The sequence below is a fragment of the Verrucomicrobiia bacterium genome, assembly GCA_026414565.1.
Taxonomy (GTDB): Bacteria; Verrucomicrobiota; Verrucomicrobiia; order Limisphaerales; family Fontisphaeraceae; genus Fontisphaera.
Map to the genome: position 1 here is coordinate 26,027 of JAOAIT010000037.1, position 16,904 is coordinate 42,930.

Genomic DNA, 16,904 nt, shown 5'->3' on the forward strand with positions numbered 1-16,904 from the left:
CATGAAACCGCCGGCTCATTTGAAGGAGCGCCTGCAATTGCCCCGGCAGAAAATGCCGGAGCAAGCGCCGGAGGCGCGCACGGCCAATTTTGCCGAAGTCAACCTGGGTTTTTCCGAGCAACTGGCCTTGTTGGAGGCCCACCGTTGCATTCAGTGCAAGGAAGCCCGGTGCATCCGGGGCTGTCCGGTGCGGGTGAACATTCCGCAGTTCATCAAACTGGTGGCCGAGGGGGATCTGGCCGGGGCGGCGCGCAGCCTGTTGCGCGACAACGCCCTGCCGGCCATCACGGGGCGGGTGTGCCCGCAGGAGACGCAATGCGAGGTGGAATGCGTGCGGGGCATCAAGGGGGCGCCGGTGGCGATTGGGCATTTGGAGCGGTTTGTGGCGGATTGGGCCTATCGCCATGCGCATCACCTGGAGCTGCCCAAGGCCGCGCCGAGCGGCCGCCGTGTGGCGGTGGTCGGCTCCGGTCCGGCCGGGCTGACGGCGGCGGGCGAGCTGGCGGCGATGGGCCACGAGGTAACGGTGTATGAGGCGTTGCACAAGCCCGGCGGGGTGCTGGTGTATGGCATTCCGGAGTTCCGGCTGCCCAAACAGATTGTGAAGCAGGAGGTGGAGCGCCTGCAAAAGGCGGGCGTCAAGATCGAGTGCAACGTGGTCATTGGGCGCACTTATACGCTGCCGGAGCTGCGCCAGCGGTTCGATGCGGTGTTTCTGGCCAACGGGGCGGGGCTGCCGGTTTTCATGCAGGTGCCGGGCGAGAATTCCAAAGGGGTGTATTCCGCCAACGAGTACCTGACGCGTGTCAACCTGATGGCCGCTTTTGCCAAATCGGACACGCCGGTGCTGCAGGGGCGGCGGGTGGCCGTGGTGGGGGGCGGCAACGTGGCCATGGACGCGGCGCGCACCGCCAAGCGGCTGGGGGCGGAGGCATCCATGATTGTCTATCGGCGCACCAAGGCCGAGATGCCGGCGCGGGTGGAGGAGGTGCATCACGCCGAGGAAGAGGGCATTCAATTTGAATTTCTGGCGGCGCCGCTGGAGGTCTTGCACGATGAAAAGCGGTGGGTCACCGGGTTGCGCTGCCAGCGCATGGCGCTGGGCGAGCCGGACGCCAAGGGGCGGCGGCGTCCCGTGCCGGTGCCCGGCTCGGAATTTACGCTGCCTTGCGATGTGGTGGTGGTGGCCATTGGCTCACGGGCCAATCCGCTGCTGACTTCCACCTGCCCGGAGCTGGCGCTGGACGAGCGGGGGCACATCAAGACGGACGAGCGGGGGATGACCAATCTGCCGGGGGTGTTTGCCGGCGGGGACATTGTGCGCGGCGCGGCCACGGTCATTTTGGCCATGGGCGATGGCAAGAATGCAGCGCAGGCGATTGATGCGTATTTGAAAACCCTGCCGGCGAAGACGCCCGCCGCGTAAGGGCGGCGGGCATTTGGCTGGGCTTCTGACGCGCCCCGCGTCGTCTGATGCGGGTGAGAACAGGGGATGAGGGAGGAGGATTTGTCAGCCCCAAGCCCTGATCATTGAGGCCCGGCGTCACTTTCCGTCAACGCCAGAAAGGCCTGCTCCAGGGGGCCGGCGGCGCCGCTCTGGCGGCGCAGCTCCTCGGCCGTGCCCACGGCGATGAGGCGGCCCTGGTGAATGATGCCAATGCGGTCGGCCATTTCCTCCGCCACGCTGAGCTGGTGGGTGGAGACGAAAACGGTCATGCCCTGGAGGGAGCGTTCCTTCAGGGTGTCTTTAACGATGCGGGCGTGGTGGGGATCCAGGCCCACCATGGGTTCATCAATGACAAAGACTTCCGGGTCATGCAGCAGGGCGGCGGCAATGGCGGTGCGCTGACGGGTGCCGTGGGAGAGGCCCTCGATGGGTTTGTGCAGGTATTCCTCCAACTGAAAACGGTTGACCAGGGCGCGCGCCTTGTGTTCCAGGTCCGCGGTGGGCATCCGAAAGAGTTGGCCGATGAAGCGGAGGAATTCCCACGGAGTCAGTTTTTCGTAGAGGAAGGGAAAATCCGGCACATAGGCCAGGCGGCGGCGGGCCTCGAGGGGTTGTTGCTGCACGTCGAAGCCGCTGATGCGCGCGCAGCCGCTGGTGGGCTTGATGAGGCCGGTGAGCATCTTGATGGTGGTGGTTTTGCCGGCGGCATTGGGGCCGAGCACGGCGAAGAATTCGCCGCGCGCCACGGTGAGGGAAATATCGTTGACGGCGACGAGGTCGCCGAACTTTTTGACCAGATGCACCAGCTCGATCATGACCTGCCTGCTGCCTATTGGAGACCGCTCAGAACATAGTTGATCAGGGAAACATTGCCCGGAAAATCCACGCGGAGGATTTCGCCGGCGCGGCTGACGTACACCACCAGATAATAGCGGTCGAGCACGCGCGCCTGCAGGCGATACACCTTCATGGCGGAGCGCCCCAGGGACATGACATCATGGCGGGCCTGCCATTCGAGGCCCAGGCGGAAGGAGGCGGCAGCGGGGTCGGAGGGCTGGATGGTGTTGAGCAGCCACACGACGGGCAGCGGCACCTCGAAATCCTCCAGCAACCGCCGGGGATCGCGCAGCTCATCGAAAGTGTAGGCATAGGTGGTTTCGTTGACGCCGTCGCTCAGGCGCACGGTGAGGCGCTGCGCCACGGCATCGGCATGGATTTCGTACACATCGGGCTTGAGCTGGGTGCGCAGTTGGAGATCGCGCCAGGTGTAGTTGGTGGAGAGATGGAGGCGGAGGAAGAAGCGCACATTCTGGCCCAGTTCGCGCAGCATGAGGTTGCCATCAAAATCCAGCGTGTAACCGGTGATGCGGCGCACCATGCCCTCGGGGGCGGCCTCGCGGTTGGGGAGGTCCTGCGGGGGCCGCTCTTCGCCCACGGTGGCCATCCAGCGGCAGACGCCATATTTCTGGCCTTGATAGACGATTTCCAGGGAGGAGCTGTCGGCGGCGGTGATGATGCGGTGCCAGACGGCCTGGGGGGCCACCGCCACGCCCACCTGGCGGGCGCCGCCGTATTCGGCGCGAAACAACAAGAAATTCATGACCAGCCAGAACGCCAGAACCAGGAGGAAAAAGGGGCGTGGCCTCATGGGGGCAGGGATGATCAGGAGGGCGGGATGTTCAGCACCTGCCCGATCTTCAGGCGGCGGGCGTCCAGCCCCGGGTTGGCGTCCATGAGCGCACGAAGGGAAATGCCATATTTGCGGGCGATGGCGGCGGGGGTTTCGTTGGCCTGCACTTTGTGGGTGCGGAGGGCCGCGGAGGGCGGGTTGGCGGGAGTGTGCGGGCGGGCCGGATCGCCAGCCACAGTGCCGGGCGTGGCGGCCGGGGCCGGGGTGGGGGGAGGGGGATTGGTTGCCGCAAGCGGGGCGGGGCTGGGGGTTGAGGGCGGCGGGGCCAGGGCGGCGCGATTGGTGGCATAGGCCACCCATGCCTCCAACTGGCTGCGCAACTGGGCGTTTTCCACCTTCAAGCGCTCAATATCCCGGAGCACGGACTGGGTGCCGGGCGCCAGGGCAATGGGCTTGGCGAGCTCCTGTTTGCAGGCAATGATGCGCTGTTTGACGATCTCCGCATGGGGCGAGCGGGGCCGGAGCTGAAGGAACTTGTTGTAATGGTAAATGGCGATGGCGTAGGAGTTTTCCTCGGCAATTTTTTGCTCGTACAGCACCCCCAGTTGGAAGTGGGCCGAAGAGGAGCGGGGGTTGACCTCCAGGGCTTTTTCAAAGGCCTCCACTGCGCCCTTGTAGTCGAAGCTGCCCAGTTTGCGCTGGCCGAGCACGTAATAAGGCTCTTTCGATTCGTCGAGGGCGGAATCTGTGGGGGGGAAACAACCCCAGCCGCCTGCCGCCGCCAGCAACAGCAGCGGCCAGGCGCGTTTCCACCAGTTCCGCAGCAACGCACACATCGGACTTGAAGCTAATCAATCCGTCTGGGCCGTGCAATGGTCAAGTGAGGCGAAGGGAGGATCGCCCGTCCCCGGCGTGATGAAAAATGGGGAGCATCCGCGGGCCAAAGCTGTCCAATAAGGTGTATGAAACGTGCGCTTTTTAGCCTGCTGTTTTTGCTGATGGCGCTGGCCGCCCTTTTCCAAACCCGGGCTGCCGGCCTGATTATTGTCCACGAGCCTGATTTCTGGACCCGGCCCATCATCTGGCCGCCGCCGTATCCGCCCATTCCCCCCCCGCGTCCCCCGCCATGGCCGCCGCGCCCGATACCGCCTCCGGTGTGGGCGCCGCTGGAAATCGCCTCGACGCGGGCGGACATCAGCCTCAAGGACCAGGTGGCGGTGGTGACGGTGGAGCAGGAGTTTTACAACCCCAATCCGCGCCAACTGGAAGGCACTTTTCTTTTTCCCGTCCCGCGTGGGGCGCAGTTGCGGAAGTTTGCGATGGACATCAACGGCAAGCCGATGGAGGCCGAGCTGCTGGCGGCGGACAAGGCGCGGGGCATTTATGAGGACATTGTCCGGCGGTTGCGGGACCCGGCGTTGCTGGAGTATGCGGGGCGGGACTTGTACAAGGTGCGCATCTTTCCCATTGAACCGCACGGCAAGAAGCGCATCACGCTGACGTATCAACAATTGTTGAAGGCCGATGGGGGGCTGGTGGCCTTTACGCTGCCGTTGTCCACGGAAAAACATTCCGCGGCGCCGGTGAAAAACCTGAGTTTCAAGCTGACCCTGGAGACGTCGCGCCCGCTCAAGACGCTGTACTCGCCCAGCCACAAAGTGGAGATCAAACGCGACGGGGCGCGGCGGGCGGTCATTGGCTACGAGGCCACGCAGGTGAAGCCGGAGGCGGATTTCCAGCTTTATTATTCGGTGGAGGAGGGCGAGTTTGGGGTGAGCCTGCTGACGCACAAACGGGCGGGAGAGGATGGCTATTTTCTGGCGCTGCTGTCGCCGCCGCCGGAGACCGGCAAGGAAAAACCCGCGCCCAAGGATATTTTGTTTGTGGTGGACACCTCCGGCTCCATGTCAGGCGCAAAGATGGAGCAGGCGAAGAAAGCGCTGCGGTATTGCGTGGAGAACTTGAATGAGGAGGACCGGTTTGAGGTGATTCGGTTTTCCACGGAGACCGAGCCGTTGTTCAAAGAACTCATGACTGCCAACCGGGAGAATCGCAAGCGCGCTCTGGAGTTTATCAACGGCCTGCGGGCTGCGGGCGGGACGGCCATTCATGATGCCCTGCTGGAGGCGCTGCGCAAGAAACCGGCCGGAGAGCAGCGCCCGTTTCTGGTGATTTTCCTGACGGACGGCCAACCCACGGTGGGCGAGACGGATGCGGACGCGATTTTGAAGAGCGCGCTCAAGGCGCGGGAAGGGGTGACGCGGGTGTTTTGTTTTGGGATTGGGACGGATGTGAACACGCATCTGCTGGATTTGCTGGCGGAAAACACACGCGCCGCCAGCCAATACGTGCTGCCCGAGGAAGACCTCGAGGTGAAGCTGTCGCAGTTCTACACCAAGATCAGCGAGCCGGTGCTGACCAATCCCACCCTCAAGTTTGAGGGGCCGGTGACGGTGCGCCAGGTGCATCCCACGCCGTTGCCGGATGTGTTTCGCGGGGATCAGGTGGTGGTGGCGGGGCGTTTCGAAGGCGAGGGGGCGGTGACCCTGTTGCTCGAGGGCCAGATGAAAGGGCAGCCGCGGCGGTTCACCTTCCCGGTCAAATTTGGCCCCGGGGAGGAGCATGATTTCATCCCGCGCCTGTGGGCCACGCGGAGGGTGGGCTTTTTGCTGGATGAAATCCGCCTGCGGGGCGAGAACAAGGAATTGAAGGATGAAGTCACCGAGCTGGCGCGCCGCCATGGAATTGTCACGCCGTACACGGCTTATTTGATTGTGGAGGACGAGCAGCGCCGCAACGTGGCTGCCACCCAGCAGACCATGCGCTGGCTGGCAGAGGATCGCTCCGCCCAGCGGGAGCTTTCGCGGGCGTACGAGGAGGGCCGGCGGCAGCGGGCGGGAGATTTGGCGGTGGCGGGCGCGCAGGCCTCTGCCGCTTTGAAGCAGGCCGAGCAGGCGCAGGACGCGATGTTGTACAGCGGGCGGGCGGTCATGCGCGCAGCCCCTGTGGCCCCGGGCGGGGCGGGGGGTGGGATGGTGCGCGGGCAGCCGGCCTCGCCGGAGCAGGCGGCCCAGGCGGCGCAACAATTTGCCGCCACCACGCGCCATGTGGGCGGGCGCACCTTTTATCAGAACGGCACGCAATGGGTGGACGCGGAGGCGCAGAAGTTCAAGGATCAGAAACCCATCGCCATTGTGTTTGGTTCGCCGGAGTATTTCGAGCTGCTGCGGAAGCATCCGCAGGCGGCGGCGTGGTTCTCGCTGGGGACGAGTCTGCAGGTGGTGCTGGAAGGCCGGCTTTACGAGATTATGGAGGTCGCGAGCGGCTCCCCACCTTGAGGCAGGCGGCCCCACCTGTGCCTTGCCAGGGGCGTGGCCGGCGGGTTACGCTGCGGAGCGGGATGAGCAAACTCAAAGTGGCTGTACTGGGCACCGGCGCCCTGGGCAAGGAGCACGCCCGCATTTATGCCGAGCTGGCCGCTGCCGGGCTGGTGGAGCTGGTGGGCGTGTACGACACCAATCGCGAAGTGGCGGCGCAAGTGGCCGCCCGTTGCGGGGTGCCCGTGCTGGCCTCGGTGGAGGAGATTATCGCCAGGGCGGAGGCCTTGAGCATTGTCACGCCCACGGTAACCCATTACGCGCTGGCGCGGCAGGCGCTGGAGGCCGGGCGCCATTGTCTGGTGGAGAAACCGATGACGGATCAGGCGGCGCAAGCCGCCGAGCTGGTGGAGCTGGCGGCGCGGCGTCAGTGCGTGCTGCAGGTGGGCCATGTGGAGCGGTTTAATCCAGTGTTTGCCTATCTGCAAAAGACCGCCACAGAGCCGCGTTTTATTGAGGCGCACCGCCTTTCGCCCTTCCCCAAGCGGAGCACGGACATTGGGGTGGTGCTGGATTTGATGATCCATGATCTGGATGTGGTGCTGGCCTTTGTGGCCTCGCCGGTCGTGGCCGTGGATGCGGTGGGTGTGGCGGTGCTGAGTCCGACGGAGGACATCGCCAATGCGCGGCTGCGCTTTGCCAATGGCTGTGTGGCCAACCTGACGGTCAGCCGCGTCAGTCCGGAGCGGATGCGGAAGATTCGTGTGTTCAGCGGGGGGCCGCAGCCGTCGTATATTTCTTTGGATTACCGCGCCCAGGAGGGATTCATATACCGTCTGGCCCGCGCGGATGAACCGGAAAGCTCGCTGCTCAAGAAGTGGCTGGGCGGCAAGGAGGCCACGCTGGTGAGCGAATTTGCCGGCCGCCGCATTGTGCGGGAGCCGGTGCCGATTGAGAAAGGGGAGCCGTTGCGGCTGGAGCTGGAGCATTTTGTGCGGTGCGCGCAGGCGGGGCGCGAGCCGGCGGTGAGCGGGGCGAAGGCCAAGCTGGCGCTGGATTTGGCGCTGGAGATTACGCGCCAGATTCAACAGCAGGGCGCCAAGGCCTGAGGCGGCCGCGGCTCATGGGGCGGCCTGGGCGGGTTTCAGCCGGGGGTCATCCAGGTCCAGGCGGTACAGCACCTGGTTGTAATTGTGGCGTGGGGTGATTTGCGGTTTGTCGGCAAACTCGGCTGTGTAGGTGCCTTCGAAGATCAAGATGGGAGAATTGGGAGGGGAAAATTCGATGTGCAGGCGGGGGTTGTAGAAGGTGTAATTCTCATGCGTCAACACCTTCACCGCCGGCCCCCAGGGGCCCAGGGGCGATCCGGCCTCGGCATACCACAACTCGCCGAAGGTGGAGGGTTTGCCGAAAGCCTCCATGAAGACAGTCACCCAGCGTTTGCGCCAGGGATGCCAGGCAATGGAGCCGGTGTGCGGTTTCACCGCCTTGCCGTCGCCGGCCGCGGTGAGCTGGGCGGGAGGGGTGAGTTCCTGCCAGGTGTTGGTGTTTTGCCACGCCTCGAAGGTGGCCGGACACCGCAGGCGGGGGAAGGGATCGCCAAACAACACCCAATCCCGGCCCTGTTCATCCTGCCACAAGACGGGATGCCCCTGCGGGAGCGGCGGCGGCCGGCGGGAGGCTTCGGTTTTGGTCCAGAGCACGGCCAGCCGCTCAAATTGTGTCTTTTCCTCATTCCAGACACACAGCCCCCATTCGTAAGCCTCCAGATGATTGCGGATTTTGGAGTAGCTGGCCACCAGCCGCGGGGTGCCATCGGCGGCCGGCAAACTGGCCACGCCCGTCAGCCAGGTTGGCCCGCTGCCGGGCAGGGGCGCCAGCCCTTTGACCCGCCCTTGGGCGTCACGGAAGTGTGCAAACTGGAGGCGGACGGGCGGGGTGAAATTGGTGAGGGCCTGAACGGGGGTGATGGCGCCGGTCATGTGGAAAATACCCAGCGGATAATGGGCCAGGGTGGTATCGCCCCAGAGCCAGTAGAGGCGTCCCTGATGAACGGCGTTTTGCACACTGTCACAGCCCAGCACGCCTGATTCGGGCCAGTCCTGCTCGCGGCCGGTTTTCTGGCTCTCGGCGAAGAGGCCCGCGCCGGTGATGCGTCCGAGCCGGCGGGCGATGATGGTGCGTTGGACCTCGACGCGCAGGGTTTTGCCCGGGGCCGGAGTCAGGCGCAGGCCGCGGTAGCCGAAGCCATCTTTGGGCCGTTCGTAGCCGTGGCCGATGACGTCAAACCAGGTTTCGCGTCCCATCAGCTCCGGCAAATCGAAGGCGATGACTCCGGCGTTGTCGCTGACGAAGCGGACGCCGTGGGTGGTGCGTAATTCGACCAGCGGCACCGGCCAGCCGGTGTCCTGTTCCACAATTTCCAGCCGGCAAGGCTCCATGGCCCAGGCGCAGAGGAGGCCGGCCAGCCAGGCCAGAAGGACGTTACGTATCACCATGGGGACCGGGCCGCAGGGCAGCGCACCCCGCCCCGCGGCGGGGGGAGGCAGCGCGCGCGGGCGCACTGATTCATGCGGCTCAATGCTTTTGCAAAATGGCGCTGATTTCGTGAAGCGTTTGTTCGGCGCTGATCTCGCCGTTCACGGGATGCAAGAGGCCGGCTTTTTGGTAGTACTCAATGAGCGGGGCGGTCTGGGAGTGGAAGGTGGCCAGGCGGGCGCGGACGGTTTCCGGGTTGTCATCGGCTCGTTGGTACAATTCGCCGCCACAACGGTCGCAGATTCCCTCTTTTTTCGGGGGACGGTTGGTTTTGTGATAGGGGGTCTGGCAGCTTTTGCAAATGAGGCGTCCGCCGAGGCGGCGGACAATCAGGTCATCGCTGGTTTGGATGAAGATGACGGCGGCCAGCTTGATGCCCAGCTCGCGCAGAATGTCCTCCAGCATTTTGGCCTGGGGCAGGGTGCGCGGGAAACCGTCCAGCAGATACGCCGGCGCCTCGTCCCCGCGTTGCAGACGCTCCTTGAGCATTTGGGCGGTGACATCATCGGGCACGAGCGCGCCTTTTTCCATGTAGCCCTTGGCCAGTTGTCCCAGCGGGGTGTTGAGCTTGAGGTTTTCGCGGAATAAATCGCCGGTGGCCACATGGACGAAACCGTAGTGTTTGACCAGTTGCTCGGCTTGCGTGCCCTTGCCCGAACCTGGGGCGCCAAACAACACGTAGGCTTTGTCAGCTTTTGCCATAAAGTTGCTCTGATGCCAGGGGTGCCGCGCCCGGGGATTGCAACCGGTCCGGGCCGCCGCACCGTGGCTTTCACTTATAGCCAAGCGGCACTTGTATTAGCAATGCTTTATTACAGCCTCCCCCCGGGCAGGGGGGGTGAGCCGGGGGCGGAGGTTTCGTCTCGTGAATCAAGGGGCGGCCGGTTCGCGGACTTGCATGCGGCCGACGGCGGCCTCCAGCTCGGCGAGCAGGGCGGGATTGGGAGCGGTGAGGAAGACATGCATTTTGCAGAGGGCCAGGCGGTCTCCCTCTTTTCGGGAGAGCGATTTGAAGACTTCCGGGATGACCGTTTCCGCGCAAAACAGCCCTTTGTTTTGGTAACGCCGCCATTCGACCTCGCGGCTGCCCAGTTTGCCTTTTTCGGCGCTCACGGAGAGGTAGGGGTCGCGTTGGTGGTGGAATTGCGGGGCGGGCCCGAGGTAGATGCCCACGCCGGCCTTGAGGCGGCGGTCGCGCAGGTAGAAGACGGTGAAATCCCGGCCGTCTTCCCGCTCTGCCACATAGGTGGCAGGCAATTCCATTTGCAGCGCCGGCAATTCGGGGAAAGGCCCGCGCAGGAGATGGCGCATGAGGGGGCCGGCGGTATTGGTGGACTCCGCCAGCGGTTGCGGGGGCGGGAGTTTGGCGGCTTTGCTCTGGCTGGCGCAGCCGGTCAGCAGGGCGGCAGCCAGCAGGAGCAGAGCGCCGCCGATGGACAGGAGGTTTTTCATGGTTTCTCTTGCAACTGGCGGCGCACCAGCTCCGGCAGGTATTTGACCGGCACCGGCCCGCAGAGCAACACGGCTTCGTGGAATCGTCCCAGGGCGAAACGCGGGCCCATGGCCTGCTGGAGGTTCTGGCGCAACTGGTACATGGCCATGCGTCCGGCAAAGTAGGTGGAGAGTTGCACGGAGCTTTGCTGGGCGCGAATGATTTTCAGCCGGGCCTCGCCCTCGCTCTGGAAGGCGCGCCGGGTGAGGAAGGCCAGGGCCTCCTCGTCGGTGATGGCGGTGCAGTGCATTTTGTGGTCGAGGATGGCGTTGGCGATGGCGCGGAGGTAGAACTTGAGCTGGTTGAGCCGGAGGCGCAGGTCGCCTGCGCCAAAGCCCTGGTCGAGCATCATTTGCTCGGTGTAAACCGCCCAGCCCTCCACGTACACGCCGCTGGCGAGCACTTTGCGGATGAGCGAGGGGACGCGGTTGGCGTACTCATGCTGCACGTAGTGGCCGGGGTAGGCTTCGTGGATGGTCAGGATTTGCAGCATGTGCTGGTTGTATTCCTCCAAAAAACTTTTCACGCGCTCGGGCGGCCAGTCGCGGGGGGGCGGGCTGATGGCGTAATAGCCGGTGGCTTCAGGGTCCAGGGGGGGCGGCGAATTCATGTAGGCGATGGCGTTGCCGCGTTGGAATTCCGGCATTTCGATGATCTGGCAGCGATCGGGGGCGGGCAGTTGCAGGATGTCGGCCGCGGTGATGAATTGTTTGATGCGGGCCACGGTGGCGCGGGCATCCTTGATCAAATCCGCCGGGCGGCCATGCTCCTGGCCCACCCGTTGGATGACGAGCGCCACGGTCTGGCGGCGTCCCTCCGGGGTGTCCGGGGGGATGACCTGCCCGGGGAAATACACGCCCCAGAGCTGGCGGGCCACCACGTACAATTCCTGCTCCACGCGGGCAAACTCGGCTTCGGCCATCTGCAACAGGGTGTCGGCGTCCCAGCCGGTTTGCAGGGTCAGCTCGAGTTTGCGGCTGAACTTGTCGCGGCCGAGGCGCCAGTTGCCGGTGGCGCGGGGGAGCAGCTCCTGCTCCAGGAATTGCTGGTGCGCCCGCAACACGGGCAGCACGGCGTTGGCGGCGGCCTTGAGGCGCGGCAATTGCGGGGTGCGCCCCACCAGGTCGAAAAGCGTTTTCTCGTAAAAGTTGATGGCCCCGCGGTTTTGGCGGATGGCGGTTTCCACCATCACCCGCGGGGGATGCTTGAGACTGCGGCGGGCTTCGGCCACGACCTGGGGCAGGAAGGCCATGCGGGCGATGGCGTTGCTGACGTTGGTTTCCCGGGGCAGGGTGGATTGCGCCAGCACCAGATAGATGCTGTCATTGAGGTATTGGTTGTACACCCGCGGGTCCTCGGCCCAGGGGTCTTGGTTTTCCATGAGCCAGAGCGTGCGTTCGAGGCTGCTGCGGAAGATTTCATAATCCACCTGGCCGTCGCGGCTGAGGGCCTGGTAATTCACGGCCTGCGGCAGGGCGGCCAGCGTGGCGCGGCAGTCCTCTTTCCACCTGGCGCGCGCGGAGGGGGAAATATCGTCCAGCCGATGATCATAGCGGTGGTCCCCCAATTCGGTGGCCAGCAGGGGGCGCTGGCGCAGTTGTTCCTCCAGATGTTGGCGGAAGAAGTCCGCCAGTTTTTGATCTTCAGCCGAAGCGGCGGCGGCCCAGGAAATACCGAGACAACCCAGCGCGAGCAGCCCACTTAACCAGAAACATTTTTTCATGCGTTCTGCGCCTTAATATGCGCGCCCCCCGGCAGCCCTGCCAGACAAAAGCGGCGGGGAGTGCGCTGGCCTCCGCATTGCCCAGGCAGCAGGGGATGCTTTTGTTGAGACTTGCGTGGGCGGGCGGGGCCATTAAAGTCTCGCTCATGCCTGCCTCACTGCGCTCTTGCTGCAAACGGTTTTTCTTGACGGCCCTGGTTTTGTCTGCGAGCTGGCCGCTGGGCGCCCAGAGCCAGCTATCGGGCCGCGTGCATCATCCGCGGTACGAGGGAGGCGAGCCGCTTTATTGCGCGGCGGTGATGGTGTTTGCCAGCCAGAAAGGGGGGCAAGCCGAGGCCCGCGGTTTTCGCACGTGGGAAACTCATCCGGCGGGGTGGTATTTGATTGCAGGCCCGCCCGGGGAGTACACCGTTTGGTTCACGCAACCGGGCGGTTTTTTCCGCCCTCAGATTTTAAGCCCGGTGATCTTGCGGGATGGCGAGAAACTGGACGGGCGCGATGTGACGCCCAGTTTTGATTACGCCTGCTTTTATGAGGGGGCTTGGGACAGCCGGCCGGCCACGGAATATTATCAGGTCTTCACCGCGCGCGGGCACAGCCTGACGGCGGTGGGAATCCGGCTGGCGCATGACGGGGTGGATGGCCAGGGGCCGGGGAGCCAGACTTTGGTGGCGACGGTGCATCGGGCGGGGGCCGGCACGCCGGATCAGTGGCCGCAGGTCGGGCCGCCGGGGGTCATTCCCAAGGTGGATTGCGGGGGCGCCAAGAATTACGCCTATGCCACGGCGTGGGATTCCGGCGAGGTGCCATTAATCCCCGGGGAGAAGTACGCCATCCGGCTGCGCGCGGAAAAAGAGGGCGGCGTGATGCAGACGTTCTGGCGGACGAATACGGCGGCCGAGCCGTCGCTGTACCGCGTGGGGAAGGACGGCAGCCGCGGCTGGGGGCCGCAGCAGCTCTGGCTGGCCGTGGCCACGGATGCGGAGGGGTGGGTGATTCCCTACAACAAAAAAGTGCATCTGGCGTATCAGGAATTTGCCGGTTTCGCGCAGCGCTGGAGCCAGACGTATGTGGCCCGGGGCCGGAGCCTGGCCGGGGTGCTGCTGCATGCGGCGGTGGGCGGCGCGCAACCGCCCTTGAGCCGCCAGCGGGTGGTGGTGCGCGTGCGGCAGGGCGGGCCGGAGGGGCCGGTGGTGGGGGTGGAGAAAATTGCCATCGGCAATGGCAACTACACGGGCGATGCGTCGTGGGGCATGTTTGGCGCGGCGTACGCGCGCGGCGAAGTGCCGCTGACGCCGGGCGCCACGTATGCGCTGGAGTTTGAGAGCATCGAAAACTACGAAACCTTGCATGGCTTTGTGAACATCAAGGGGGACGTGAGCGATGACCGCCCGGGGTTTAATCCCTACAAGAAGGTGGCGCCGGATGATTACGCGCACGGGACGGCGTATAAATTGGGACGCGAGGCCATGCCGTTTGATCTGGATATGCAGGTGGTGGAATACCTCAGTGCCAGCGCGCCGCCGCCCGGCCCCAATCTCTTGCGGCAGGGCGACATGCAGGCGGCCGAGGGCGAGCTGCCCGCCGGCTGGACCCCCTTCAAAGTCGAGCCGGCCACGCGGCTGGTGCGGTTTGCGGATGGTCCCGCCAACACCAATTTCACGGCGCGGGTGGTGGGCGGCAGCGCGACGGGGGCGCGGGCGGATGGCGGGTTTGTGCAACAGGTAGGCGGGTTGAACCGCTTTGCGGCCTACCGGCTCACCGGCAAGATTCGTTCTTCTTGGCCGCTGGACTGGCAGCATCAAACGATGGTGGGCATTGATCCCACCGGCCAGACGGAAAACCCGGATGCCCCCACGGTGCAATGGAGCAAAGGCCCGCTGCTGCATGGGGTATATGTGGATTACCGCAGCGAGCCGGTGCGCCCGCAAAAGGATCGGCTGAGCATCTGGTTGCGCGGGCGCACGACGATGACCAATGATTATCGGTTCACCGCCGATTTCGATGATTTCGCCTTGCGGGAGATCCTCGAATAAACCGGCCGGGCCACGCGGGGGCTGAGGGTTAGTAGCCCCCGCCGCCGAGGGAGGCAGGGCCGGCGGCGGCGGCTTCGCCGGCGGCGCGCTTTTTGTATTCCTCCAACATGGCGGCCGAGGCGGTGGCGCCGCAACGGGTGCAACCCAGATCCCGCACGAGGATCAGTGCGTCCAAATCGCGCACGCCGCCGGCGGCTTTGACCTGCACCTTGGGGGAGACGTGCGCGCGCATCAGGCGCAAATCATGCTCGGTGGCGCCGCGGTAGCTGTACTTGCCGTCCGGCCCCTTGACGAAGCCATAGCCGGTGCTGGTTTTGATCCAGTCCGCTCCGGCCCGTTCGCTGATCTGGCAGAGGCGGATTTTGATTTCGTCATTGGGCAGGTAATCATTTTCAAAGATGACCTTGACCTTGGCGCCGTGGGCGTGGGCTTCTTCACACACGGCGCGGATGTCAGCCTCCACATAGTCCCAGTCGCCGCTGAGGGCCTTGCCGATGTTGATGACCATGTCAATTTCCACCGCGCCATCCTGGCAGGCCACGCGGGTTTCGTAACGTTTGACCTCGGTGGCGCTGTTGCCGTGGGGGAAGGCCACCACGGCACCGACTTTGACGCCGGTGCCGCGGAGCAGCTCGGCGGCGCGTTTGACGAAATAAGGTTTGACGCAGACGGAGGCCACGCGATAACGGGCCGCCAGCCGGCAGCCTTCCTCCATTTCCTGATCCGTGAAGGTGGGATGCAGCAGGGAGTGATCCAGCATCCCGGCCAGCTCTTCATAAGAGTATTGCATGGCGGCAGTCTGCCAGAAGATCCCGCGCAAGGCGAGTGAGGATTGCCCGGGCGAAAATTCCGGCGCCCGGCTATCGGAAGCCCAAGGGATTCAGGGATGGCGGGCGCGGTGTCCGGTTTCCAAAAAGTGCTTGCAATTATTGGGCAGGCGGACAGATTAGGCACCCTGATAAGGGTGCGGCGTCCGCAAGGGCGGACGTTGCCAGAAAGTGGATTACTGCCAACAACGTGTCGAAAGAAGAACCGATTGAATTTGACGGCCGGGTGACGCAAGTGCTCCCGGGGACAATGTTTCGCGTGGCCCTGCCCACCGGGCACGAGGTGCTGGCGCATATTTCGGGCAAAATGCGCAAGAACTTCATCCGCATCAGCGTGGGCGACAAGGTGCGGGTGCAGATGTCGCCCTATGATTTGGGCAAGGCCCGGATCACCTACCGCATCAATCAGTAGGTGGCGGGGCTGTTAAGGGCCGCATGGCCCGCGAAGGTTCAGGCGGGGCGGCCGGTTTCCGTTTTTCCCAGCTCTTCGAGCAAGTCCTCCATGGTCCACGCGCCGCCGCGTTGCTGCAGGCGGTCGGCGGCGGCGCCATGCTCCCAGACTGCATAGCGAATGGCCGTCATGGCCCGCGCGGCGAGGGTCGGCTGGGCCAGCCAGCCGGCAAGGTATCCTGCCAGCACATCGCCGGCGCCGCCTTGCGCCAGATGCGGGTTGCCGGTGGGGTTAAGGAAAGTGCCGGTTTTGTGTTCGTGCACCACCGTCAGGCGGCCTTTGAGGACGATGTGGCAGCCGGGGAATTTTTCGTTCAGGGCCTGCACGGCCGCGCAGCGATCCCGGAGAATGTCGGCCACGGAGCATTGCAAGAGACGCGCCGCCTCGCCCGGATGAGGGGTCATCACCCGCAGGCCGGCAGCGGGGCCGGGCTCCAGCATGTCCAGGGCGCTGGCGTCGGCCACGACGGGGCCGGGGAATTCGCGCCACAAGGCGATGAGCGCCGGCTTGAGTTCCTGATGGTGCAAGGCGCCGGCCAAACCGGGGCCGAGCAGCCAGGCATCGCATGCTTTTTGCTCGAAGGTGTGCGGCGTCCAGACGCAAACCATGGGCGCGCGCAACTGCGAGGCAATCGGGATGTAGGTGCCTTCCATGGTGGCCACGGTGATCAGGCCGGGCTGGGCTTTTTGCGCTCCCAGGGCGGCCAGCACGGCCGCGCCGTGATAGCCGGCGCTGCCGGCCACCAGGCCCAGGTGGCCAAAGGTGCCTTTGTGTCCCGCCACCGGCCGGCGCGGGGGGAAATGGCGGAAATCTTCGGGCAGGGTCCATTGCACGCGGTGGCTGAAGGGACAGGGGATCAAACCAATGTCGGGCGCGACCCAGAGGCGGCCGGTGAATTCCGCCGCCTCTGGTGCGAGCAGTCCCCATTTGGGAGCGCCAAAGGTGACGGTGAGGGTGGCGCGCACGGCGGCGCCGAGGGGCTGTGCGGTATCGGCGTCCAGGCCGCTTGGCACATCCACGGCGGCCACGGGCCAGCCGGAGGCATTGATCTCCTCCACCAGCGCCCGCCAGGCATCACCGAGGGGGCGATTAAGGCCAATGCCAAACAAACCGTCCACGATCCAACCCGGGGTGGCGGCATGCCGTGCAAGGTGGGCTTTGAGTTCCGGCAGGGCGGCGGCGGGATCGTGCACATTAAGCAGGATCACTTGCTCGCGCGGAAAACATTCCGCCGCAGCTCGGGCGTCGTCGCCGTTGTGGCCACGTCCGGCAAGGATGAGGAGGGGTTGCGGGGGTTGCCACCAGTGCTTCAACTCGGCGGCGAAGGCAGTGCCGGCCTGGCGAATGACGTCCGTTTCCGAGCGGCCGGCGGCCCAGGTTTGGTTTTCCCACTCCCGCATCTGCGCAATGGAAATGACAGGCACTGGCATGAAGGGGATTGTA

Annotated in this window: 14 protein-coding genes; 5 read left to right on the plus strand and 9 right to left on the minus strand. The window is 64.8% G+C overall.

What is annotated here, in order from left to right:
• Position 1: 1 nt before the first annotated feature.
• Positions 2 to 1,426 (plus strand): NADPH-dependent glutamate synthase, encoded by a 1,425-nt coding sequence (gene gltA, locus N3J91_08275; protein ID MCX8156425.1) that lies wholly within the window; start codon positions 2 to 4, stop codon positions 1,424 to 1,426.
• A 101-nt stretch (positions 1,427 to 1,527) separates the two neighbouring features.
• Here the strand turns inward: gltA and N3J91_08280 are convergent, their stop codons facing one another.
• The 3 genes from N3J91_08280 to N3J91_08290 are packed head-to-tail and all read right to left on the minus strand — an operon-like array spanning position 1,528 to position 3,913.
• Positions 1,528 to 2,262 (minus strand): ABC transporter ATP-binding protein, encoded by a 735-nt coding sequence (locus tag N3J91_08280; protein MCX8156426.1) that lies wholly within the window; start codon positions 2,260 to 2,262, stop codon positions 1,528 to 1,530.
• Between the two features lie 14 nt (positions 2,263 to 2,276).
• Complete coding sequence (locus N3J91_08285; protein ID MCX8156427.1) at positions 2,277 to 3,095, minus strand: hypothetical protein; 819 nt, start codon at positions 3,093 to 3,095, stop codon at positions 2,277 to 2,279.
• A 14-nt stretch (positions 3,096 to 3,109) separates the two neighbouring features.
• Positions 3,110 to 3,913: a LysM peptidoglycan-binding domain-containing protein gene (locus tag N3J91_08290; GenBank protein ID MCX8156428.1), complete on the minus strand. Its 804-nt coding sequence runs from the start codon at positions 3,911 to 3,913 to the stop codon at positions 3,110 to 3,112.
• Positions 3,914 to 4,039: 126 nt separating this feature from the next.
• Here N3J91_08290 and N3J91_08295 point away from each other — a divergent pair, with 126 nt between their 5' ends.
• Entirely contained in the window at positions 4,040 to 6,415 is a 2,376-nt protein-coding gene (locus N3J91_08295) for a VIT and VWA domain-containing protein (GenBank protein ID MCX8156429.1), read from the plus strand.
• Between the two features lie 62 nt (positions 6,416 to 6,477).
• A complete protein-coding gene (locus N3J91_08300; GenBank protein ID MCX8156430.1) occupies positions 6,478 to 7,503 on the plus strand; it encodes a Gfo/Idh/MocA family oxidoreductase in 1,026 nt (341 codons plus the stop codon).
• Positions 7,504 to 7,515: 12 nt separating this feature from the next.
• On the opposite strand, the gene N3J91_08305 is transcribed toward N3J91_08300, so the two are convergent.
• From N3J91_08305 to N3J91_08320, 4 genes are all read right to left on the minus strand, one after another.
• Positions 7,516 to 8,892, minus strand: a complete 1,377-nt coding sequence (locus tag N3J91_08305; GenBank protein ID MCX8156431.1) for a hypothetical protein — start codon at positions 8,890 to 8,892, stop codon at positions 7,516 to 7,518.
• A gap of 79 nt (positions 8,893 to 8,971) precedes the next feature.
• On the minus strand, positions 8,972 to 9,634 hold the full coding sequence (locus tag N3J91_08310) for an adenylate kinase (GenBank protein MCX8156432.1): 663 nt from the start codon (positions 9,632 to 9,634) through the stop codon (positions 8,972 to 8,974).
• 168 nt (positions 9,635 to 9,802) lie between these two features.
• A complete protein-coding gene (locus N3J91_08315) occupies positions 9,803 to 10,384 on the minus strand; it encodes a hypothetical protein (protein MCX8156433.1) in 582 nt (193 codons plus the stop codon).
• Complete coding sequence (locus N3J91_08320; GenBank protein ID MCX8156434.1) at positions 10,381 to 12,147, minus strand: DUF885 domain-containing protein; 1,767 nt, start codon at positions 12,145 to 12,147, stop codon at positions 10,381 to 10,383. Before N3J91_08320 ends, N3J91_08315 begins: the two co-directional genes overlap by 4 nt.
• A gap of 200 nt (positions 12,148 to 12,347) precedes the next feature.
• Between N3J91_08320 and N3J91_08325 the strand changes: the two genes are divergently transcribed.
• Complete coding sequence (locus N3J91_08325; protein MCX8156435.1) at positions 12,348 to 14,183, plus strand: carboxypeptidase-like regulatory domain-containing protein; 1,836 nt, start codon at positions 12,348 to 12,350, stop codon at positions 14,181 to 14,183.
• A gap of 28 nt (positions 14,184 to 14,211) precedes the next feature.
• Here the strand turns inward: N3J91_08325 and deoC are convergent, their stop codons facing one another.
• Positions 14,212 to 14,973, minus strand: coding sequence for a deoxyribose-phosphate aldolase (deoC, locus tag N3J91_08330; protein MCX8156436.1), 762 nt, complete (start codon positions 14,971 to 14,973; stop codon positions 14,212 to 14,214).
• A gap of 227 nt (positions 14,974 to 15,200) precedes the next feature.
• On the opposite strand from deoC, the gene infA reads away from it, so the two are divergent.
• On the plus strand, positions 15,201 to 15,422 hold the full coding sequence (gene infA, locus N3J91_08335) for a translation initiation factor IF-1 (GenBank protein ID MCX8156437.1): 222 nt from the start codon (positions 15,201 to 15,203) through the stop codon (positions 15,420 to 15,422).
• A gap of 38 nt (positions 15,423 to 15,460) precedes the next feature.
• On the opposite strand, the gene N3J91_08340 is transcribed toward infA, so the two are convergent.
• A complete protein-coding gene (locus N3J91_08340) occupies positions 15,461 to 16,891 on the minus strand; it encodes an NAD(P)H-hydrate dehydratase (GenBank protein MCX8156438.1) in 1,431 nt (476 codons plus the stop codon).
• Positions 16,892 to 16,904: the final 13 nt, after the last annotated feature.